24 protein-coding genes are annotated in these 18,712 nt (G+C 54.6%); 13 read left to right on the top strand and 11 right to left on the bottom strand.

The genetic code is table 11. From position 1 onward, the window contains the following. The first annotated feature begins 164 nt into the window (after positions 1-164). The 8 genes from D0C27_RS19515 to D0C27_RS09590 all read left to right on the top strand — a co-directional run bounded on the left by D0C27_RS19515 (position 165) and on the right by D0C27_RS09590 (position 6,214). Positions 165-1,190, top strand: coding sequence for a hypothetical protein (locus D0C27_RS19515; RefSeq protein ID WP_240688343.1), 1,026 nt, complete (start codon positions 165-167; stop codon positions 1,188-1,190). A gap of 114 nt (positions 1,191-1,304) precedes the next feature. Further along, positions 1,305-2,801 carry a hypothetical protein gene (locus D0C27_RS09560; RefSeq protein ID WP_137430857.1) on the top strand — a complete coding sequence of 499 codons (1,497 nt, stop codon included), beginning with the start codon at positions 1,305-1,307 and terminating at the stop codon, positions 2,799-2,801. 112 nt (positions 2,802-2,913) lie between these two features. After that, on the top strand, positions 2,914-4,149 hold the full coding sequence (locus tag D0C27_RS09565; protein WP_137430858.1) for a phage tail protein: 1,236 nt from the start codon (positions 2,914-2,916) through the stop codon (positions 4,147-4,149). Beyond that, positions 4,149-4,565, top strand: a complete 417-nt coding sequence (locus D0C27_RS09570) for a hypothetical protein (protein WP_137430859.1) — start codon at positions 4,149-4,151, stop codon at positions 4,563-4,565. The genes D0C27_RS09565 and D0C27_RS09570 overlap by 1 nt, the downstream gene beginning before the upstream one ends. Next, positions 4,549-4,974 carry a hypothetical protein gene (locus tag D0C27_RS09575; protein WP_137430860.1) on the top strand — a complete coding sequence of 142 codons (426 nt, stop codon included), beginning with the start codon at positions 4,549-4,551 and terminating at the stop codon, positions 4,972-4,974. The genes D0C27_RS09570 and D0C27_RS09575 overlap by 17 nt, the downstream gene beginning before the upstream one ends. Positions 4,975-5,092: 118 nt before the next feature. Continuing rightward, a complete protein-coding gene (locus tag D0C27_RS09580) occupies positions 5,093-5,317 on the top strand; it encodes a twin-arginine translocase TatA/TatE family subunit (RefSeq protein ID WP_009459872.1) in 225 nt (74 codons plus the stop codon). Next, complete coding sequence (locus tag D0C27_RS09585) at positions 5,301-5,759, top strand: lysozyme (protein WP_137430861.1); 459 nt, start codon at positions 5,301-5,303, stop codon at positions 5,757-5,759. Before D0C27_RS09580 ends, D0C27_RS09585 begins: the two co-directional genes overlap by 17 nt. Further along, the gene (locus D0C27_RS09590; RefSeq protein WP_170978562.1) at positions 5,738-6,214 is read left to right on the top strand and encodes a DUF2514 family protein; all 477 of its coding nucleotides are present in this window, start codon (positions 5,738-5,740) and stop codon (positions 6,212-6,214) included. Before D0C27_RS09585 ends, D0C27_RS09590 begins: the two co-directional genes overlap by 22 nt. Before the next feature lie 45 nt (positions 6,215-6,259). On the opposite strand, the gene D0C27_RS09595 is transcribed toward D0C27_RS09590, so the two are convergent. Next, complete coding sequence (locus D0C27_RS09595; RefSeq protein WP_009459867.1) at positions 6,260-6,790, bottom strand: hypothetical protein; 531 nt, start codon at positions 6,788-6,790, stop codon at positions 6,260-6,262. Between the two features lie 124 nt (positions 6,791-6,914). Between D0C27_RS09595 and D0C27_RS09600 the strand changes: the two genes are divergently transcribed. After that, the gene (locus D0C27_RS09600; protein WP_137430863.1) at positions 6,915-7,283 is read left to right on the top strand and encodes a YgiW/YdeI family stress tolerance OB fold protein; all 369 of its coding nucleotides are present in this window, start codon (positions 6,915-6,917) and stop codon (positions 7,281-7,283) included. Between the two features lie 115 nt (positions 7,284-7,398). Further along, a complete protein-coding gene (locus D0C27_RS09605) occupies positions 7,399-7,743 on the top strand; it encodes a DMT family protein (protein ID WP_021446759.1) in 345 nt (114 codons plus the stop codon). 344 nt (positions 7,744-8,087) lie between these two features. Here D0C27_RS09605 and D0C27_RS09610 read toward each other — a convergent pair whose 3' ends face one another. After that, complete coding sequence (locus D0C27_RS09610; RefSeq protein WP_035268251.1) at positions 8,088-8,903, bottom strand: META and DUF4377 domain-containing protein; 816 nt, start codon at positions 8,901-8,903, stop codon at positions 8,088-8,090. Between the two features lie 107 nt (positions 8,904-9,010). Beyond that, positions 9,011-9,718: a tellurite resistance TerB family protein gene (locus D0C27_RS09615; protein WP_035268249.1), complete on the bottom strand. Its 708-nt coding sequence runs from the start codon at positions 9,716-9,718 to the stop codon at positions 9,011-9,013. Between the two features lie 209 nt (positions 9,719-9,927). Between D0C27_RS09615 and D0C27_RS09620 the strand changes: the two genes are divergently transcribed. Next, complete coding sequence (locus D0C27_RS09620) at positions 9,928-11,079, top strand: ABC transporter substrate-binding protein (protein ID WP_026482930.1); 1,152 nt, start codon at positions 9,928-9,930, stop codon at positions 11,077-11,079. 88 nt (positions 11,080-11,167) lie between these two features. Here D0C27_RS09620 and D0C27_RS09625 read toward each other — a convergent pair whose 3' ends face one another. The 5 genes from D0C27_RS09625 to D0C27_RS09645 form a co-directional block, all read right to left on the bottom strand. Further along, the gene (locus D0C27_RS09625) at positions 11,168-11,434 is read right to left on the bottom strand and encodes a DUF3892 domain-containing protein (RefSeq protein WP_230940605.1); all 267 of its coding nucleotides are present in this window, start codon (positions 11,432-11,434) and stop codon (positions 11,168-11,170) included. A gap of 87 nt (positions 11,435-11,521) precedes the next feature. Then, positions 11,522-12,208: a 3'-5' exonuclease gene (locus tag D0C27_RS09630; protein WP_009455576.1), complete on the bottom strand. Its 687-nt coding sequence runs from the start codon at positions 12,206-12,208 to the stop codon at positions 11,522-11,524. Positions 12,209-12,232: 24 nt separating this feature from the next. Further along, entirely contained in the window at positions 12,233-12,457 is a 225-nt protein-coding gene (locus D0C27_RS09635; RefSeq protein ID WP_137430864.1) for a hypothetical protein, read from the bottom strand. Between the two features lie 64 nt (positions 12,458-12,521). Continuing rightward, positions 12,522-13,970 carry a GGDEF domain-containing protein gene (locus tag D0C27_RS09640; RefSeq protein WP_060186022.1) on the bottom strand — a complete coding sequence of 483 codons (1,449 nt, stop codon included), beginning with the start codon at positions 13,968-13,970 and terminating at the stop codon, positions 12,522-12,524. Positions 13,971-14,151: 181 nt separating this feature from the next. After that, positions 14,152-14,418, bottom strand: coding sequence for a hypothetical protein (locus tag D0C27_RS09645; RefSeq protein WP_009455580.1), 267 nt, complete (start codon positions 14,416-14,418; stop codon positions 14,152-14,154). 545 nt (positions 14,419-14,963) lie between these two features. Between D0C27_RS09645 and D0C27_RS09650 the strand changes: the two genes are divergently transcribed. Then, a complete protein-coding gene (locus tag D0C27_RS09650; protein WP_137430865.1) occupies positions 14,964-15,833 on the top strand; it encodes an MOSC domain-containing protein in 870 nt (289 codons plus the stop codon). Between the two features lie 18 nt (positions 15,834-15,851). On the opposite strand, the gene D0C27_RS09655 is transcribed toward D0C27_RS09650, so the two are convergent. After that, entirely contained in the window at positions 15,852-16,313 is a 462-nt protein-coding gene (locus D0C27_RS09655) for an Lrp/AsnC family transcriptional regulator (protein ID WP_009455584.1), read from the bottom strand. Between the two features lie 145 nt (positions 16,314-16,458). Here D0C27_RS09655 and metC point away from each other — a divergent pair, with 145 nt between their 5' ends. Then, on the top strand, positions 16,459-17,682 hold the full coding sequence (gene metC / locus D0C27_RS09660; RefSeq protein WP_137430866.1) for a cystathionine beta-lyase: 1,224 nt from the start codon (positions 16,459-16,461) through the stop codon (positions 17,680-17,682). On the opposite strand, the gene D0C27_RS09665 is transcribed toward metC, so the two are convergent. Continuing rightward, positions 17,662-18,135, bottom strand: coding sequence for a hypothetical protein (locus tag D0C27_RS09665; protein WP_009455589.1), 474 nt, complete (start codon positions 18,133-18,135; stop codon positions 17,662-17,664). The genes metC and D0C27_RS09665 overlap by 21 nt on opposite strands. A gap of 157 nt (positions 18,136-18,292) precedes the next feature. Next, complete coding sequence (locus D0C27_RS09670) at positions 18,293-18,706, bottom strand: NUDIX hydrolase (RefSeq protein WP_035268238.1); 414 nt, start codon at positions 18,704-18,706, stop codon at positions 18,293-18,295. Between the last annotated feature and the right edge of the window lie 6 nt (positions 18,707-18,712).

Consider the following 18,712-nt stretch of genomic DNA (forward strand, 5'->3'; position numbering starts at 1 on the left):
TCAATTTCTCAGCTCTTTGAGAGCAATATGGGAAACCGTATTACGCCTGAGCTGGCGGCTGGGATGATTCGTGGATTAGTAGCTATTTTGGCTGCCGGAGTCCAAGTGGCCGCCACGAGTCAGGAAAGCCCAGAACAAAGCATTGAACACGCAAAGGGAGAGCCATGGCCTGGTATGACATAGGAACAGTTGAAGTCAAGGTAAATCGTGCGACTGTTACAGGAACCGGGACACAGTGGCTGTCAGGTGCTCGACAAGGTGAGGCATTCGTAGCCCCGGATGGTCGGCTATACGAGGTAGCGAATATTGCTTCTGATACTTCGTTGACCCTGGCCAAACCTTATTTAGGTGCCACAGGCACCGCTCAGAAATATGCACTTGCGCCGATGCAGGGGTATGTCAAAGAGCTGGCTGACCGAGCAGCAGGACTGTTGCCCGTCTTGGCTGATCTGGGCACGGCAGCCAAAGCAACTCTGACAGACTCCAACCAGGACGCGACTGCAGGGCGAGTCGCACGCATTGGTGACTGGGGGTTTGGTGTTGGCAGCTCAATCGCGGCTGATCCTAATATTCTTAACAACACAGTCAACGGTTTTTATCGATCTGGTTCGGGCAATACGGAAGCCCCTGACAACAATACCGGTGCTGGCTACATTAAATTTGGCTGGAGTGGAGCCTACTATAGCTTGCTATATGCCTCTCCAATAAGCGACAAGCTCTGGATTCGAAACGTCCAGAACCGGGTTGCCAAGCCATGGCAGGAACTCTTGACGCATCGAAATACGATGGTCGACAGCAATGGCTTTATTAAAAAGGCATCCCCTGTCATTCAGCTTGGTAGTACGGGCATTGAGAAGACCATGCATCCTGAAATTGCCGCAGCCAAGTTTGAGCGCCTTGGAGCTGGCCACTATCTCTTGCGCCAGGTACCGCTACTGAGTCGTGACGGCTGGTATATCGAAACCCCGAAAGATCGAAATGGCAATGTGTATTTCACCTTGGACTACGAAGAGTGCGAGCAGGACCAAACACTGACGATTCGTACCTATGAGCCTGATTACAGTACTGGACCAGCGATCAATGGCAAAGCCCTTGATATCCTTCCCGACCGTTTTGTAAGTTTGCGATTTGCCGAGGAGCCATCTCCGGCTTTACAGGATTGTGATCCTGTCGAGTATCCAGCCGCTTGAATAGCGGCTTTTTTTATGGAGTACGAATAATGAACACTCAGCATTCTGGTGCGCCGTTTTTAGTATGTGCCCAAGTAGCGGCTGAGGGGCATCACTGTCAGCAAGGAGTATGGAATGGCTTGGTATGACTTGGGGACTGTAAAAGTCACCGTAAATAGCAGCACTGTGACGGGCACCGGCACGAAGTGGCTGGCAGGTGCCCGGCAGGGCGAGGCCTTTGTTGCCCCTGACGGTCGACTGTATGAGGTGTTGAATATTGCGTCGGATACCTCCTTGACGCTGACTAAGCCTTATCGCGGTGCTACGGCTACAGGTCAGCCTTATGCTTTGGCCCCCATGCAAGGCTATGTCAAAGAGTTGGCAGATCGTGCAGCAGAATTGCTGCCCGCACTGTCGGATATGGGGAGCGCCGCCAAGGGTACTCTGGCCACATCAACGATCGATCCTGTCCCAGGGCGCGTGATGCGCAATGCAGACTGGGGTTTTGGAGGTAATTCGGGAGCGGTTGCAGACCAAGACATTCTGAAAAACCCCATTAATGGGATTTACCGATCGGGCTCAAGCGATGTGGGTAAACCTGATGGCACCAGCTCCGGATCAAGCTACTTCAAGTTTGGGTGGGGCGGTACGTATTACGGTCTATTGTATGCATCGCCGGTTCAAGACAAGTTCTACATACGCACAGTCAATAACGCTAAGCCCAATGCCTGGAAAGAGCTTATGACAGTGGGGCAGTATGGCGTGGGCCGCTCGGGCGCAGACGCCAATTTAGACATATTTCCAGCAGCAGATCTGAATGCGCTGGGTGTGGGGGCGGGATCCTACTACTATGGTCCCCTAGTTGGTGATGCGTCGAAATTGCCCTTTGACCCTAATGTGACCGGATACAACGCTGGGGTTTTATTTCATAGGCAGGCGGGCACAGCCGGGGGGCAAGTGGCGGTCAGCTCCAGTAACAGATTAGGTTGGCGCGGTCGGCGTGCTGGTGCTTATCACACTTGGCGCGAGGCCATGTATGTAGGTGAATACGGATTTGGTGGTGCTCAAGCTAACCCAACCTCATGGGACGCCCAAAAGACTGGGTGGTATTACCGATCTGGAGCTAAACCGGCTTGGGGGGGCGGGGGGTTTTTCCTAGACCTGGCCTATAACACAACCTCCTTTAACTCTGGTCTGCGTATTTCGACGGACCCCTATACCGATAACTTTTATATGAATGGTGCGGTATCTGGTCAAAAGACGTTCCGCAATGCCTGCAAACTTGTTCACGATAAAAATATTGTTGGGGATGTTGCTGGTGGGTCCGTCGTGCAGAGTGGGAGCAATGCAAGTGGTCAATGGCTGAGATTTGCAGATGGCACCCAAATTTGCTACGGCAATCAAAATTTCCCTGGCAACGGATGGAATGCCAAACCTTGGCACTATCCCTTGGCATTCATATCCAGACCTGTCGTTGCTGTCAGTGGTGGAGGGGACAATGGCGGATTTGCGGCAGCGCCAATTTTGGAGATCCAAAATACAGGAGTGATTTTCAGAAAAGTGACCGGTTCAGTTGAGAACGATAACTGGGCCGATTTTTTTGTCATCGCTATCGGAAGGTGGAAAGCATGACGTTTGAGGCTACGACAGTAGTGCCTAGTTCTAATAATTCCCGCACATGCGGGTTTTTTTTGCTGATTGTTTGTAGCCAGGTGGCAAGCATACGATACATAGGAGGATAGCAATGGCTTGGTATACCGCCGGGACCGTCAAGGTCGCCGCAAACAATGCCACGGTCACCGGAACCGGAACAAAGTGGCTCTCTGGGGCGCGTCAGGGTGAGGCATTTGTGGCACCTGATGGGCAGCTTTATGAAGTAAAGAATATTGCGTCAGACACATCGTTAACGCTGACGCAGGTTTATCGTGGTGCGTCTGCCAGTGGGCAGGCCTATGCTTTGGCTCCCATGCAGGGTTACGTCAAGGAGTTGGCAGATCGCGTCGCGTCGCTACTTCTGCTTTCCCAAACTGAATGGGAGTGGGATTCGGTTTTAAAAAAGACAGATTTGCAAGCTGCTCCTAACGATCCGACAGCCTGGAAAATTCTTACTAATGGTCGAGCATTCGGCTTGGGTAGTTTTGGGGCGGCAAACTCATATGATCATTGGCCCACGGCATCGCTTGACGATGTAGATGTCCCGGCAGGCATGTATTACGTAAGCACGGCGATTACCGACAGACCGACCACAGCGCCTGGTGTTGTATGGCATCGTCAGACCGGTACGGTGGGAGCCCAAATTTATGTCTCCTCCGATGGTGGTGTGGTTCACCGAGGGCGCCGGTCCGGAACATATCGAGCCTGGCTGAGCACCTTGAATGTCGGTGAATTTGGATTAGGTGGTGCTACAACCACCCCATCCAATGGCAGGGATAGTTCCAATCCATTTGGCTGGTACTACCAAACACGGGCGGTAACGTGGGGTGGTGGTTCTTTCTTTCTTGATATGCCCTACGGCAGCAATATGAATGCGGGGCTGCGCCTTTCTACCGATCCTTACTCCGATAACTTTTATTTAAATGGTGGGGTCTCGGGCAAGAGGGAATACCGCCCAGCCTGCAAGTTGGTTCACGACAAGAATATTGTGGGTGATGTGGCAGGTGGATCGGTTGTGCAGTCGGGGTCAAATTCAAATGGCAATTGGATACGGCTTGCCAATGGCACTCAAATTTGTCGTGGGCAAGTCACATTCAGTGGTAATGGCTGGAAGCCTTCCAGTCCAGTGATCTCTTATCCCATGGCGTTTATAGCGCCTCCCACCACGGTGATCCAGCCCCTGTCTGACGGCTCTGGATATTATGCCGTGCCTCAAATGGGGATGGGTTCAGGGGCGGGTAGTTTCTTTATTCGCGACACTGCCGGCATTGTGGATACTGGCACAAGTGCCGCAGTTGACTATGTAGCAATTGGAGTGTGGAAATAATGAATTTCATCATCAAACTATGCCCCCAGGTCCCTGTGGATATGGTCCAAAAGATCAGTCTGGAGCGTTCGGGCACCATTCTAAAAATTAACCAGGAAGAGCTTGATTTGTCCTTTATGTCCCCTGGCGATGTTCTGCCAGCCGGCGCAATCGAGCATCCCTTATTGAAGCAGGCCTCAGTTACCCGTCATGCTGACAGCGTCGAGATTGATCAACTGCTTTTTCATATCGCGGCGGATCAAACAGATCCGGCAGCATGCTTTCCTGAGCCGGTCGTGATCAGTGAGGACGGCTTGGTTGCTTTACCTGAGCAATGTCCATCGCCAGCGCCCGCCCCAGAGTTGCCTCCTGAAGCTGACTTTGAAACAAACCCTGAATTTGAAGTAAAGGAGGAAACCGATGCAGATCAATATTGATAGTAGTAAGGTCGTGACGGCAGCAGCTCAACTGCAGACGTATAAGGAAAGCAAGATTACCGCTTTGTCGGCAGCTTGCCGGGCGGCTATCAAGGACGGCTTTGAGTCCGAGGTTTTGGGTGAGCTTCACCGATACCCTAGTAATGAAACTGATCAATTGAATCTGGCCAGTAGTTTGGCTGATTCATTGTTGTCTGGTCTTGCCGCTAACTGGTCTACACCATTTTGGTGCGCGAACCACGCCGGCGATTGGGCTATGCGTATGCATACGGCTGAGCAGATTCAGCAATTGGGTCGAGAGGCCAAGGCACGCATTGTGAGTCTGATGCAGCGTAATGCGCTGTTGGCTGAGCAGGTTCAGCAAGCAAATAGCAAAGCCGAAGTGGATCAGTTTGAGTGGTCTGCGTAGACTTACCATTACTTCTTGAAAATTGCTCCCCGGCCCGCTTGAGCGGGTTTTTTTATGTCTGCTGCACCCATAAAAGGGATGCAGCAGACAGGGCAAATTTAAATAAGGAGAAGGGCCTGTGCTGAATAACGACGCCGCTCACCTACCCATAAGCACCGGCTCGGCCCTGCTTATTTATGGTTGGACGATGCAGGATTTTGTGCTGACTTTATGGGCGGCTTATGTGGTGATTTTGATTGTGACCAAGCTGCCGGACTTTACTCGTGCGGCCGCGCGGATTGTGGGCGGGATCCAGCGCGCCTGGCGCCAGCTCAAGGAGTGGAAGCATGGATCTGAAGACTAAGCTGGGTGCAGGGGTAGTCTCGGCGGCGATTGCTTTGGTTGCCGCCTGGGAGGGGCGCTCTTTGATCGCCTATGTGGACCCCGTCGGCATTCCGACTATCTGCGACGGCTACACACAAGGAGTCAAGCTGGGTGATATGGCCAGTCCGCAGCGTTGCGACGCCTTGACGGAGCAGGAGGTTCGTCGCGCTTTGAGTGTGGTGGATCGCTCCGTTAGCTATCCCTTGCCGGATGAGGTACGTGTGGCGCTGAGCAGCTTTGTTTACAACGTGGGGGCCGGGGCCTATGCCAATTCGACCTTGCTGCGCAAGCTACGGGCTCGGGATATAGCCGGAGCATGTCAGGAGCTGGATCGTTGGGTCTATGCTGGTGGCCGCAAACTGCGGGGGCTGGAGCGGCGGCGTCAGGCCGAGAGGCAGTTATGTCTATCAAGTCTGCATTAGTAGGGGCTGCTGTTCTGGCAGCCCTTTTTTTATGGGGGGCGCTTTATGGTCAGGAGCAGTATCGCAAAGGCTATGAGCTGGCCCAGGCGCAGACCAGGGCGGCACAGTTGCAGGCCGAGGTTCGTGCGCGCTTGATGGAGCAACGATTACAAAAGGAGGTCGAGGATGTTCGAGTCACTTATCAAATGCAGCTGGGTGCGGCCCAGCGTGTTGCTGTGGCTGCTCGCGCCGATCTTGACGGCTTGCGCAGCAAGCTCGCCGCCGCCAATGATCGTGTCGCCGCTCAGGCTGCCCGAGCCGGACATGCGCTGGATGCAAACGCCCGAATTGCCAGCCAGCTGCGCGACGTGGTCGGCCTGTGCGCAGAGCGATATACAGAGATGGCAGGAGTTGCTGATGGATACCGGAGCGCTTTAAGCGGTTTGCAGGGGTATGTGTTGGCCTTGAGGAAATAGGGCGCCACGGATGGAAACAGCCCAAGGAGTTAGCGCTTCGTGCGCTTAGCGTTGCAGGCCTTCGGTTTGATAAAACAGTTTCAGGTCGCGAGGGCTGCCTAGTCTGACTTTAGGCAAGGTGCTTGCCTCGAAAATGCTCAAGTACTTGTGGCGATTGGGCGGGGTCACGATGGCGATATGGCGGATCATTTGCCATTTCACACTATCTTTACCGCCTTCCAGGGCTCCACGACGGTTGCGCTCAAACAGGGTGCGCCGGAAGTAGCGCAGCAGGCTGGTAGCGGTGGAGACCTCTAGCACGATGAAACCTGTAGCGCGAGCCAGACGTGGGGCCAGGTGGCGCGTGTAGTTGCCTTCCATCACCCATTGTTCTTGCGCAATAGCTGCCTGGTGAAGCGCAACAAAATCGGCTTCGGGGCGGGGCACCCAGTTGCTATGCGGCAGGTGGTAGAGCTGATCCAGATGCACGGCCGGGATGGCCAGCTTGCGTGCGATCGCGTCAGCCAGGGTGGATTTACCGCTATTGGATGGGCCAAGAATGCAGATGCGGGGGCCTAAGTTCTCAAGAAGGGGCATGGTGCAGTGATGGTGTGATGTCGCGCTTGGTAACAAGGCAAGCCCAACACCGCCATTTTAATAAGAACGCTGATGATATCTGCTGTTATGGTTAAGTTTCAAGCCATGAACAACAGGAGTCATTATGTCTGCTTACGTTAAATTGCGCTCGGCCGTGGCGCTGGCTTTGTTATCAAGCGCGTTGTCGTTTCCTGCCCATGCCCAGTACACGGGCCCGTCGGAGATTGGTCAAACGACGGTTGCGGAGATCCTGAAAAATCCTGTCGATGATCAGGACGTGCGGGTGCAAGGTCATTTGCTACGTCAAACGGCCCACGACAAGTTTCTGTTCTCTGATGGCAGCGGGGAAATCGTGGCGGAGATCAAGGCCAAGCATTTTGCGGGTCAGACTCTGGATGAGAAAACCAGGGTGGAGCTGATTGGCGAGGTCGATACCAGTTCCAAGCATCCTCCCGAGATTGAGGTGGATTTTTTGAAAGTTGTGGACAGATAGCCCTTGCTTGATGCCCCGTCTTTCTGCTGCCTGATTATCCCCATAGGCGCTGCTCAAATGTGACGCTACACTGGCCGGGTCGCGGTGCAGGCCGCTTTTTATTTTCGTGTCCAGAATGGCTAAGATCCTTCCCATCTTGATGTTGGTCGTCTCCAATGTGTTCATGACCATTGCCTGGTATGGGCACCTGAAATATCCCAATAGCCCCTTGCTGAAAGTCGTTCTGATCAGCTGGGGCATTGCTTTGGTGGAGTACTGCCTGGCGGTGCCGGCCAACCGTTTGGGGCACACCGTCTACAGTGCCGCGCAGCTAAAGACCATGCAGGAAGTCATTACCTTGCTGGTGTTCGTGGTGTTCTCGGTGTTGTATCTGAAAGAGAGCTTTACGCTGAATCACCTGCTTGGCTTCACACTGATTGGTGCCGGCGCGTTTTTTATTTTTTACGGGCCGCTGAAGTAAGAGCAAGCCTCATCACCGTTCAGGCATAAAAAAAAGCCTCGCATGTCGCAAGGCCTGAAGCCGGATAAATAGGGAGGTGAAAAATGTTATCCGGTATTTCCATACTACGGATGGGCAGGCTTGCTGACTAGGTTCAAAGCATAGCAGTGAGTAACTATTTGTGGCTCCGAATGTGCTGTTTCTTATGGGGTTTAGAGGATCTGAACCAGGACAGTCTGTCATCTGAACCGAATAAAGAATGCCTCTGAAATAAATAAACCCCAAAGTCGGAATCAACTCCAACCTTGGGGCTATGTGATCAGGTCGTCAGTGCAAAAAGCGCTTGGACGACGTTGCTGCGTGAATTACTTGCTGACTTGTTCGGACTCGACAACCATGTCCAGAACATCGGCCTTGGACGAGGCGTCTGCAGGCACGTTCTTCAGTTCGTAGCGGTTGATACGCAGCACGTTACGAACGCCAGGAGTATGGGTGTAGCCCTCGATGTCGCCGTAGTAGTACATCCAGTCACCCGTGTAGGTCTTGACGCCCGAATCGCTGTACTGGATCTCGCGTACCTTCAGGCACTGGTAGTTTGGAATCAGGGGGTGGGAGCACTTCTCTTTTTGTGCAGCCACTTCCAGGAACACACGGGTTGGCTCGCTGCCGTAACGGGTCGTTGCAGTAGGCTCACCTTTCAGGCGCCATTTGGTGCCGTCTTTAAAGTTCAGGGTCAGGACCGGTGCTGGATTATCCGGTGCGGAATCGGCCTTGGCCATGCTCCAGTCTGTCGCTGTAGGCAATAATTTGCCAACGGCTTGTTCGTTGCGCATCAACTCGGGGTCCGAGCACATTTTCAGGGTGCTGACCGGCGAGGTAAAGGTGATTTTGGAACCGCTGATGGTGTAGCCGCTCCCCAAGACATTACACAGATTGTCGACCGACATCATGGTGTCAGTGAAATTCAAGGTGACTTGCTCGCCGCCTGCGCCAGGTATGGCAGGGGCTGGCTGGCCGTCTTTGCCGGTAGTGGCAAACAGACGCCAGTGATAAGCCTGCAGAGAGGTTTCTTTATCCATTTGGCGCTCGGAAGTCGCGGTGTTGCTGTTGTTTGGAGCCGCGCAAGCGGCCAGACCCATTAAGGCCAATGTACCAATCGTCAACTTGAGGGTGTTTTTCATGAGTGGTTTCCTTGATGAGTCGTGGGCTGCATTGGGAGTGTCAGCCCGGGGTTGAAAAATAAAACAATCAGAGTGGGGGTGTTCTGGTGGAACGGTCCCACTTCCGATCAAGCTTGGGGTAAAGCTTGGACTTGATTATCCAGACTTTCGCGCAAGGAGTTCGGCAAGGATAGTAAACGTGCCAGCTCGTCCAGATACGCGCGTTCCATATAGCTTTGCTCGTCAATGACGATGGCGCTGGTCAAGTAAATTTCGGCCGACATCTCGGGCGTTTGCGCCAATTGGGCGATGGCTTGCGGGTCAACCGGTTTGAGCAGTTCTTGCGACAGCCAGAGACGGGCTTGTTCGGGGGCGGCCATTTTACTGATTTCCGCGTCAATCAATTCGCGCTCGGCATCACCGATATGGCCGTCTGCCTTGGCAGCGGAGACCAGAGCGGCCAGGATGACCATGGCATGGGTATCGGCCGGGCCGTTGGAAGCCAGCGGCAGCGGGGCGGCTGGGACCGCTTGCACGGGTGTTGGGGCCGCTTGCTGGCCCGCGTTTTGTTCCTGCCAGTTCTGATAGACCTTGATGGCCAGGGCACCCAAGGCAGCGGCTCCGCCGTACGCGGCCATGGAGCCGCCCATTTTGCGGAACTTCTTGTTGCCCAGCAGGACGCCCAGAACGCCGCCTACCACAGCGCCGCCACCAAAACCACCGGCTTGTTCACTGATCTTCTTACCCAGGCCGGAGGAGTTCAATTGGCCTTGACCTTGTTTTAGTGCGCTTTGGCCGCTTTGCAGAATTTGTTGCAGCATTTGCTGAAGTGACATGGGTTCGCTCTATGAAAGGTAAACAGTAGCTTCGTTATAAACTACTTTATTGTGTGTGCCCGCGTACAATTGTAAGCAGACCTGCCGGAGCAAATCGTTCAATAAGACGTGTGCGGCACGGGGAATTTGGTATCTTATGCCCAGATCAATCCATATAAGCGCGGCTGCGCTGATATCAAGGGGGAAGGGCTTAACTGGCTCTGCACATTATGAAATTGACTCGAACTGCTTTCGCTTTGTCCGTTGTTCTGGCCGCTCTGGCCACACCGGCTCAATCACAGGTCAAGATTGGCGTGATCGCCTCGGCCACTGGACCGACCGCCGTGGTCGGTTTGCCGCAGCGCAATACCGTGCCTTTGCTGCCTACCAAGGTCGGCGATCTGACGGTTGAATATGTCTCCCTGGATGATGCCAGCGACCCGAACCAAACGGTGACGCTGTTCAAGAAAATGATTTCCGAGGACAAGATCGATGCCTTGATCGGGCCTACCGGCTCGCCCAATGCCATGAGTCTGATTCAGTTTGCGGCCGATTCGGGCACGCCTGTGCTGGCACCGGTGGGCGCGGCGTCCGTCGTGCTGCCCATGACCGAGCAAAAGAAATGGGTCTTTAAAACGACCCAGAACGACGACATTATTGCTCAGGCCCTGGTCAAGCATATGGTCGATACCGGCGTGAAAACAGCCGGTTTCCTGGGCTTTAACGATGCCTACGGCGAGAGCTGGTTGACCGTGTTCAAGGAACTGGCCGAGGCGAACAATATCAAGATTGTGGCCACCGAGCGTTATGTGCGTTCCGATACCTCGGTAACAGGTCAGGCCTTGAAGATTTATGCTGCCAAACCGGACGTAGTCCTGGTAGCCGGCACTGGCGCTGCGGCTGTTCTGCCGCAAGTGACGCTGGTTAAGCAAGGTTACAAAGGGCAGATTTATCAAACGCACGGTGCTGCGCTTCCTGCGTTCTTGAGCCTGGGTGGCGAGCAGGTTGAAGGCACTATTCTGGCGGCCAGCCTGATGTTGGTCTTGCCTGAAATTGCCGATAGCAATCCGTCCAAGCCTATCGCGCAGGACTACATCCAGCGCTATACCGAGCGTTATGGTCAGGCTCCCGCTACATTTGGTGCCAACGTGTACGACGCTGGTCTTTTGCTGGAAAAGGCAATTCCTGAGGCGGCTACCAAGGCCAAACCCGGAACGCCGGAGTTCCGTTCGGCTTTGCGCGATGCGCTGGAGCAAACCCGTGATCTGGTGGCTACCCAAGGTGTGTATACCATGTCGCCCGAAGACCATAGCGGCTTTGACGAGCGTGGTCGCGAGCTGATTACGGTACGTAATGGCCAATGGCACTTGCTCAAACCCTAAGCAGGTGGACAGGCAGGTATGGAAAAACGCGGCTTAAAGCCGCGTTTTCTGTTTTCCTTGAGGGAAAGTGGAGGGAGGACCGGCCTGCTTAACCGGCCTGGCTGGGAAGGCTGAGCAAAATATGAGGCTCTTCAACTTCAAGCTCAGTTTTCAGGTACTTGGCACCAAAACGGCTGAGCGCCACGATCAGTTTGGCGGGAATGCCATCCAGAAGAATGTAATAGTCCTCCTGGCCCTGCTCAATTTGCTGGACCACATCCGGTTGAGAGCGTTGCCAGCCTGCGCCTCCAAGATGGGTGATTCGTTCGTAAGGGTCCCGACGCATATCTTTCGTGACGTATGCAACCTCGATCATTTGCCACCTCATGAAGTTCTTGTTGGGACCTTCATCATTGGGCATATGATGGCTGACAGCCATTAGGGATTTTACGAACCTTGAGGTTTAGACCTTCAAGGCCTTGACCAGATAGGGGTCCAGGTCTGGTTGACGCAGCAACCAGTTCTTGTAGTCCTGTGGTACATCGGCAATGGCCATGCCCTTGTGTTTGCCAAAATGCAAAATGGTGGGAATCCGGGCGTGTTCGGAGAGCTGCCACAACTGTTCCCAGGTATTGATGTTTTGCGTCAGGCCCAGCAAGTATTGCAGGAGTGCCAGGCAATTACGTACATCGGCCAAGGCGCTGTGCGCATTGCGCAGGCGCTCGCGGGCGTTGGCGCGATCAATGTGATAGATCAGGGCGGACTGGCTGTAGCTGTCCAGGCCTGGAATCAAGTGCCGGGCCAAGGCCAGAGTGCAAATCCGCTTGATATTGGGCGAACCGGCCACGCCCCAGTCGTAGTCCACGTTATGGCCAATGATGTATTGGGTGTCGGCAGGCAGCTTGAACTCGGTATGCGACGGGCAGTCTTGCAGCTCTTCGTCGTAAATGTGGTGGGTGGCCAGCGCACCCAGAGAATTGGCTTCATCAGGCCGGTAGCGTTGCTCGAATTCTTCATTGACCAGCAAGAAGACAGGGTCGCTTAAACGCAGCCAGGCTGCCTCGATGACTTGAGGTTTGGCAGTGCCGGTGGTTTCAGTATCAAACAGCAGGGCAGACATACGGGAATCGCTAACAGACAAAGCCGTCATGGTAGTGCATGTGCCCCGCTTTGCCTATACGGGTTTCAGGCGAAAGCCTTCGGGAACGCCCCAGCGATTGGTGCGTAGCAGCCAGTGTGTCTGGCAGCTCAGGCAGCGGTACTGGGTCTCATGAGCCCCGTCCGGAGAGGGAGGATGCTGTCCCAGTAAACGCAAGTCAGCATGCGCTTGGCTAGTACTTAATCCCTGTGGCAAGGTCAAACACGCTTGGCACAAGGGCGAGCCGTAAACTGACGCCATATCACCGCTCCCTGATGTTTTGTTTCGTATTGACACATCAGTATCGGTTTGCTTACGGATAGCGTCAAGTCTTCGTTTTTGGTTCGGGGAAATGATAGGAAAAACTCTGATCCCGACCGGCACGTTTTGCCTCGTACAAGGCCGTGTCGGCCTGACGAAGCAGAGCATGCAGATCCAGCGTGGAGGCTTCCAGAGTTGCGATACCCAGGCTGGCCGTCATGGTCAGTTGCTGCTCGTTATCCAGGGCCAGGGGCCGCAGGGCAATACTTTTGCGGACACGCTCGGCCACGGCATGGGCTTGGGTGGCGCTGCAGTCGGGCAGCAAGATGCCAAACTCCTCGCCACCCAATCGACCGCACAAGTCTGTATCGCGCAAAGCCAGGGAAATACGCTGGGTGATGGCGCTCAGGGCCAGGTCACCGACATGGTGGCCGTGGGTGTCGTTAATGGGTTTGAAGTGGTCGATGTCCAGAACAATGACGCTGACAGGAACGTGCCGTAGGCGACATTGAGTCAGCATGGTCTGGCTTTGCTGATAAAAGGCCTGCTTGTTGAGCAAACCGGTCAAGGCATCGTGGTGAGCCAGCCGCTGGAGCTTTTCCACTGCCAGATTACGGGCTGAGATCAAGCTGGCACTGGTAATGGAGGCGAGTGCAATGGAGGCAATGCCGATGCGCAGCGACAGCAGATCCAGTGAGGTATATAGCTGGCTGGGCAGGAAGTAGACCGGCTGGCTCAGGGCGAACAGTGTCCAGAGCACATAGAACAAGGTCAACAAGGTAGTGGAAAAGAGCGAGTAGCTCAGGGCGCACCACAATAAGGGCAGGACGGGAAAGGCCAGGGAGCCGGGGCCGTCAATCAGCAAACTCAACAAGCTGGTCAGTAATAAGGACAGGGCGGGTGCCAACTGGGCCAGACTCATCAAATGGGGCTCGTTCCAGTACTCCATGAAACGGCGTATGGGGCGGGCCGGGGCAGTCAGGATGACGGGCAAAATAGCGGTGTAGGAGATCATGCCGGTCAGCATCCAGGACAGGATGGCCAGCGACAAGGCTTGAGAGGTATGCAAAGACAGGGCAATGCCGCCTAGCAGGGCGGAAAGGATACAGGCCAGTCCGTAGTAGGCGGCCAGGGTCAGCATGGCCTGAGGGCGGCGCAAGGACAGGTCCAGCAGCGGATTGCGGGTGATCAGCCAGTATGCCAGCCCGACGCCACTGACATTGGCCAAGGTTAGCAAAAGGGCAATAGGCAGGGGGTTGCGGGCGATCAGTTCGGCGCACAGATAGGCCAGCACAACAATGACCCAGTTAAGAAACTGGCTGGCCCAATCCGGGCGACGAATGAACAGGCCCAGCAGCACGGCCTCGGCAGGCCAGAAGATGGTCAGGGCGTCGTAATGGCGCAGCTTGGTGCCCAGCAGGGTCAGGATCAAGACCAGGCTGAACAGGAAAAAACGGGAGAGATAGGAATAGCGCCGCGGCGGGCGCAAGCAGGAAGCCTGCTTTGATTTCATATCCGTTGCCATAGGAGCGCACGCTCGTCGTGGACGCTTTACAGCGTCGGATAAGTTTCAAGCCGCCACTATTTTAGGATGAAAGCAGGAATGTTTCTTGCAAATTGTAATTATATGTTTGTAAATGAAATTAATACGGGGAATTGGGTTGGGTTCCCCGTATTAATTGGCAGGCAAAGCCTTAGTTCAAGGCTGGCAAAGGGTGGCGCGGAGCCACGTGATGCACGTCCTGCAGGCGGAAACGGAAACGCACGTTGGCGTCCTGGTTCTGCGCGTCTGCCGTATAGGTGGTGCAGCCGTGTACAGGCGAGCTGAAAATCACGGTACCCGCCATGCGAGGGCCGTTCTTGGGTTGCAAGTAAACGGTATCGCCAATGCGAATATCGGTCTTGTTCAAGGCAATATGCTCAGGGCGCGATACCAAACCGGTTGGATAGATATTTTTCATAATTTTTTTCCTTATCGTGTGGCGTCATTACATCGTTTTTTTATTGAGATTTGATGACACCATGATGGATCGGTCTCCACACGGAGGCCAAGCCATTGCTATTTCAATGTAGAGCCGCGCTGGTCGAACAAATGTCAGGCAGACGTGCTCTGTGGCAGCATGGACAGCGCCTTATTCGTTTGCCAAGCAAATGGACGGAGCGAGTCCGCTACGATGCAAAAAATAAGTCTGGATGTGGCTGTCGTCGCCGTGGTGAATGAATACCCGCATGTTTGGGGACATGCCAGAAGGTCAAAGGGACCTGTTTTGCGTGGGTACATTCAAAAAAATGTTGATCGCACTTTCTTGATGTAATGGATATGTTGGTGCAATCAATCAACTATTAACTCATGGCTTTGCGCTGTTGTCAAGTGTTGGTGCGAAATAGATTTTCAGAGTCGATGTTTCTGATCCACTTCTTTGCAATCAGTCTCCAAAGCAGGGGCAGGCAGGCGCTCCGGCTGTTTTAGAATAGGTCCCTTAACTTGCCTTTTCTGTTGCGACTCATGATTACCATCACTGGCCTTTTTACCCATCCCATCAAATCCTGTGCTGCCCAGGCCCATCCACAGGGCGTGGAGGTCAGCGTTGCGGGCCTGGCCTTTGACCGAGAGTGGGTTGTTGTTGACCAACAGGGCGTATTCATGACGCAGCGTCGCTGGCCGCGCATGGCCTTGATTCAGCCAGTGGTGCAGGACGGGCAGATTACTGTGCAAGCGCCTGGTATGGATCCTTTGTCCTGGTCTCTGGATGCCCCGGCAGGGGATAACGTCGCTGTGTCCGTGCGTATCTGGAGTTCAGATACCTTGGGCCGGGACGAGGGCGATCAGGTCGCGCAATGGTTTAGCGACTTTTTGCAGACTCCTTGCCGGGTATTGCGTAACCATAGCCGCGCCAGGCGTTATGTATTGACCGAGCGTGTGCGTCCCTGGGTAGAAAAGTCCCAGGGCTGGCGTCAGATTGGTGATCAGATCAACGGTTTTGGTTTTGCAGATGCGCTGCCTTTTCTGTTTACCAATGAGGCGTCCCTGGAAGAGCTGAACCGCCTGGTGCAACAGTCAGGTGAGCAGGCCGTGCCCATGAATCGTTTCCGCGCGAATGTGGTTTTTGAGGGCCTGCCCGCGTATGAAGAAGACTATGTGCTGGGTGTCAGCAGTGAAGGCTTGAGCTTTGCCTTTATCCGCCCTTGTACTCGTTGCCCTATGCCCAATGTGAATCAGCTGACAGGGGATGTGGGTACCCAACCCGGCCTGGCCTTGGCACAAAGCCGTCAGTTCCCGCAAGGGACCTTGTTTGGCATGCAGGCCATGCTGGTTGAATCCAAACCTCAGAGACTGAGTATCGGCCAGACGCTGGATGTGGAATACAGCTTTTAAGCCCTGAACCACACTGGATCAGGCGTAGTCCAGGGGCAGACGGGTCGTGAACTTGATCTGCTCCATGGCGAAACTGGAGCTGACGTCGGTCAGCTCTATTTCCGAGATCAGGCGCTGGTAAACACGGTCAAAGCTTTTGATGTCAGGTACAACCACGCGCAGCAAATAGTCGGTATCGCCGCTCATGCGATAGAACTCCACAATTTGCGGGATCGCCTCCACCACGGCCGAAAACTGGCTGTACCACTGTTTGTTGTGCTGATTGGTCTTGATGGCCACAAACACCGTCACCCCGACATTCAGCTTTTCAGAGCTGAGCAAAGCCACCCGTTTTTCGATATAGCCTTCCTGCTCCAGGCGCTGTATGCGTCGCCAGCAGGGTGTGCTGGACAAACCCACCCGATCGGCAATTTCCTGGATGGCCAAGGTGGCATCGTTTTGGAGGATCTCCAGAATGTGCTTGTCGAATTTATCCAGCATAAAATAATTTCCCAATAATCTTGCTGATTGTAGGTTTTTATTCTCCGAATTCTGCCTACAGTAGCGTGAAAACGCAATAATTGCCCTTGGGCTCTTGCGTAGACTGTTTCCATTCATCTCTAGCGATCAGGATCAGGAAAACAGCATGCAGGACTGCAATTATCAACATACCCGTTTGACCCATGTAGGACGGGACACCAGCGTGTCGGCTGGCTTTGTGAATGTGCCCATTTGTCGCGGCTCCACGATCCTGGCCGACAATCTGGAGCAATGGGCGCAGCGCAAGGAGCCTGACAATCCCTACGCCTCTTATGGCCGTTTCACCAATCCCACCTTGCAAGCCTTGACGCAGGCCGTGGCCGAGCTGGAAGGCGGTTTTCAGGCCAGCTTGTTTCCCTCTGGATTGGCGGCCTGTACTCATGCCTTGTTGGGCATGTTGGAAGTTGGAGATCATTTGCTGATACCGGATTCAGTCTATGGACCGGTACGCGCGTTTGCCCAGCAGGTGCTGGCCAGCCGCATGGGTATTCAGGTGCAGTTCTATGAGCCGTCTTTGGGTGACGGTATGGCCAGCCTGATTCGTCCCAATACCAAGGTGGTGTACGTAGAGTCGCCCGGTTCGGCCACTTTCGAGATTCAGGATATTCCTGCGATTGCTCGCTGTGCGCATGCGGTGGGGGCGTATGTGCTCTTGGACAATACCTGGGCTACTCCCTTGTTCTTCCAGCCCTTCGAGCATGGTGTGGACGTATCCATTCAGGCGGCCACCAAGTATCTGACCGGGCATTCCGATGCCTTGCTGGGAATTGCCACCGCGAATGAGCGTGCCTGGCCGTTGCTGCGCCGTGCTGCACATGATTTTGGTCAGACAGCCGGTCCTGACGATGCCTTTTTGGCGCTGCGCGGCATGCGTACTTTAGGTGTGCGTTTGCGTCAGCACCAAGCCAGTGCTTTGCAGATTGCCCGTTTTCTGGAGAATCATCCGCAGGTTCAGCGGGTGTTGCATCCGGCGTTGGAATCGCATCCCGGTCATGCCATCTGGAAGCGGGATTTCACCGGCTCTACCGGCTTGTTTGGCCTTGTGCTGGAACCCTTGAGCGAAGCGCAGTTATCCTGCTTTTTCAAGACCTTGCGCCTGTTTGGCATCGGTCTGTCCTGGGGTGGGTTCGAGAGTCTGGCTTTGCCCATGGAGATGCCCAAACGCAATGGGGAAGCCTTGTTCGGGGAAGGGCAGTTATTGCGTTTGCATGTGGGGTTGGAAGAGCCCCAGCACTTGCAGCAAGACCTGGAACAGGCTTTGGACGCGGCTTATTCGCTCAACACGTCCAGAAGCACAAGTGGGCTGCGTTTAGTTGCCCAGCAGGCTTAACTGCTGGTTTTCCTGCCTGGCGATCAGGCGACGCGTCTGTTCTTCACTGATGTCCAGGCTGGGATCATCCAAAGAAGGTTGAGCGGGGCTGGAGATGCTTTCTGCAATCCGGTTCCAGCGCAGTCCCAGTTTGCTGGGTTTGGCCGGGCGGCGACGGCTGCGCGGGGCGGTTTCGTGCTGGTCAGGCGAGTACTGGGTCAGATCAAACTGGCCTGTGACGATCCCAACTTGCTTGAGCAGAACCATGGCCTGCAAGGGGCTCTTGAAACTGCGCGGATCTTTGCTGCGGGCTGTAACCAGCACGGCCTGACCGGCACGCGTGGCCACTTGTACAAAAAAATGATTGCCTTGTCCTTTGATGGACACACCTAAAATCCCCCCGGCTTGCGTGGCGGCACGCAGCTGCTGCAGGGTAAAGGTGACGATTGCGCCTTGACAGGGCAAAGAGGACATAAATTAGCGCTCAATAAAGAAAGCCCGCCGTTGCGGGCTGGTCGGGCAAATAGCTGCGTCCCCAAAGAGGGGACTCAAGGGCGACATTATGCCAAAAAATAGGCGGTTCGTGGCTTGGACGGCACAAGACGGAAGGACGTCTTGTGCAAGCTGCAGCTCAGGCGGCGGCCTGGGCACATAGGCGCGGCAGAATGTGATTAGCCAGCAAGGGGGCTAGCGTCAGCGAGCGGATTTCTTGCGGACTGACCCAGCGCGCTTCTTCCAGCTCGGCGGCGGCCTGGATTTCCCGGTTTACCGTCAAAGTGAAAACGTGGGCATGAACCACGTGGCCAGGTTCATTGGCGGCGGGGCTTTCAAAGTATGCTTCGTAGCGGGCAGAGGCGGTTTCTTCCGCTGTCAGGCCCAGCTCTTCGTCCAGTTCGCGTTGCAGGGCTTGCAAGGGCGTTTCACCTGCTTCCAGCTTGCCGCCTGCCTGCATGTAATAGGCGCTGCCACGTTTGCGGACCAGGAGAATTTGGCCTTCAGAGTTGGTGATGTAGGCGGCAGCCAGCAAGATAACAGGATTGGACATAGGTGT

The organism is Alcaligenes faecalis (assembly GCF_005311025.1).
In the GTDB taxonomy this organism is placed as follows: domain Bacteria; phylum Pseudomonadota; class Gammaproteobacteria; order Burkholderiales; family Burkholderiaceae_B; genus Alcaligenes; species Alcaligenes phenolicus.

What these genes read in the sequence shown, in the direction of transcription:
- D0C27_RS19515 (WP_240688343.1), top strand. Translation starts at nt 165, where the DNA reads ATGGCCTGGTATGACATAGGAACAGTTGAAGTCAAGGTAAATCGTGCG.
- D0C27_RS09560 (WP_137430857.1), top strand. Translation starts at nt 1,305, where the DNA reads ATGGCTTGGTATGACTTGGGGACTGTAAAAGTCACCGTAAATAGCAGC.
- D0C27_RS09565 (WP_137430858.1), top strand. Translation starts at nt 2,914, where the DNA reads ATGGCTTGGTATACCGCCGGGACCGTCAAGGTCGCCGCAAACAATGCC.
- D0C27_RS09570 (WP_137430859.1), top strand. Translation starts at nt 4,149, where the DNA reads ATGAATTTCATCATCAAACTATGCCCCCAGGTCCCTGTGGATATGGTC.
- D0C27_RS09575 (WP_137430860.1), top strand. Translation starts at nt 4,549, where the DNA reads ATGCAGATCAATATTGATAGTAGTAAGGTCGTGACGGCAGCAGCTCAA.
- D0C27_RS09585 (WP_137430861.1), top strand. Translation starts at nt 5,301, where the DNA reads ATGGATCTGAAGACTAAGCTGGGTGCAGGGGTAGTCTCGGCGGCGATT.
- D0C27_RS09590 (WP_170978562.1), top strand. Translation starts at nt 5,738, where the DNA reads ATGTCTATCAAGTCTGCATTAGTAGGGGCTGCTGTTCTGGCAGCCCTT.
- D0C27_RS09595 (WP_009459867.1), bottom strand. Translation starts at nt 6,790, where the DNA reads ATGCCCCTTCTTGAGAACTTAGGCCCCCGCATCTGCATTCTTGGCCCA.
- D0C27_RS09600 (WP_137430863.1), top strand. Translation starts at nt 6,915, where the DNA reads ATGTCTGCTTACGTTAAATTGCGCTCGGCCGTGGCGCTGGCTTTGTTA.
- D0C27_RS09605 (WP_021446759.1), top strand. Translation starts at nt 7,399, where the DNA reads ATGGCTAAGATCCTTCCCATCTTGATGTTGGTCGTCTCCAATGTGTTC.
- D0C27_RS09610 (WP_035268251.1), bottom strand. Translation starts at nt 8,903, where the DNA reads ATGAAAAACACCCTCAAGTTGACGATTGGTACATTGGCCTTAATGGGT.
- D0C27_RS09615 (WP_035268249.1), bottom strand. Translation starts at nt 9,718, where the DNA reads ATGTCACTTCAGCAAATGCTGCAACAAATTCTGCAAAGCGGCCAAAGC.
- D0C27_RS09620 (WP_026482930.1), top strand. Translation starts at nt 9,928, where the DNA reads ATGAAATTGACTCGAACTGCTTTCGCTTTGTCCGTTGTTCTGGCCGCT.
- D0C27_RS09625 (WP_230940605.1), bottom strand. Translation starts at nt 11,434, where the DNA reads ATGATCGAGGTTGCATACGTCACGAAAGATATGCGTCGGGACCCTTAC.
- D0C27_RS09630 (WP_009455576.1), bottom strand. Translation starts at nt 12,208, where the DNA reads ATGACGGCTTTGTCTGTTAGCGATTCCCGTATGTCTGCCCTGCTGTTT.
- D0C27_RS09635 (WP_137430864.1), bottom strand. Translation starts at nt 12,457, where the DNA reads ATGGCGTCAGTTTACGGCTCGCCCTTGTGCCAAGCGTGTTTGACCTTG.
- D0C27_RS09640 (WP_060186022.1), bottom strand. Translation starts at nt 13,970, where the DNA reads ATGAAATCAAAGCAGGCTTCCTGCTTGCGCCCGCCGCGGCGCTATTCC.
- D0C27_RS09645 (WP_009455580.1), bottom strand. Translation starts at nt 14,418, where the DNA reads ATGAAAAATATCTATCCAACCGGTTTGGTATCGCGCCCTGAGCATATT.
- D0C27_RS09650 (WP_137430865.1), top strand. Translation starts at nt 14,964, where the DNA reads ATGATTACCATCACTGGCCTTTTTACCCATCCCATCAAATCCTGTGCT.
- D0C27_RS09655 (WP_009455584.1), bottom strand. Translation starts at nt 16,313, where the DNA reads ATGCTGGATAAATTCGACAAGCACATTCTGGAGATCCTCCAAAACGAT.
- metC (WP_137430866.1), top strand. Translation starts at nt 16,459, where the DNA reads ATGCAGGACTGCAATTATCAACATACCCGTTTGACCCATGTAGGACGG.
- D0C27_RS09665 (WP_009455589.1), bottom strand. Translation starts at nt 18,135, where the DNA reads ATGTCCTCTTTGCCCTGTCAAGGCGCAATCGTCACCTTTACCCTGCAG.
- D0C27_RS09670 (WP_035268238.1), bottom strand. Translation starts at nt 18,706, where the DNA reads ATGTCCAATCCTGTTATCTTGCTGGCTGCCGCCTACATCACCAACTCT.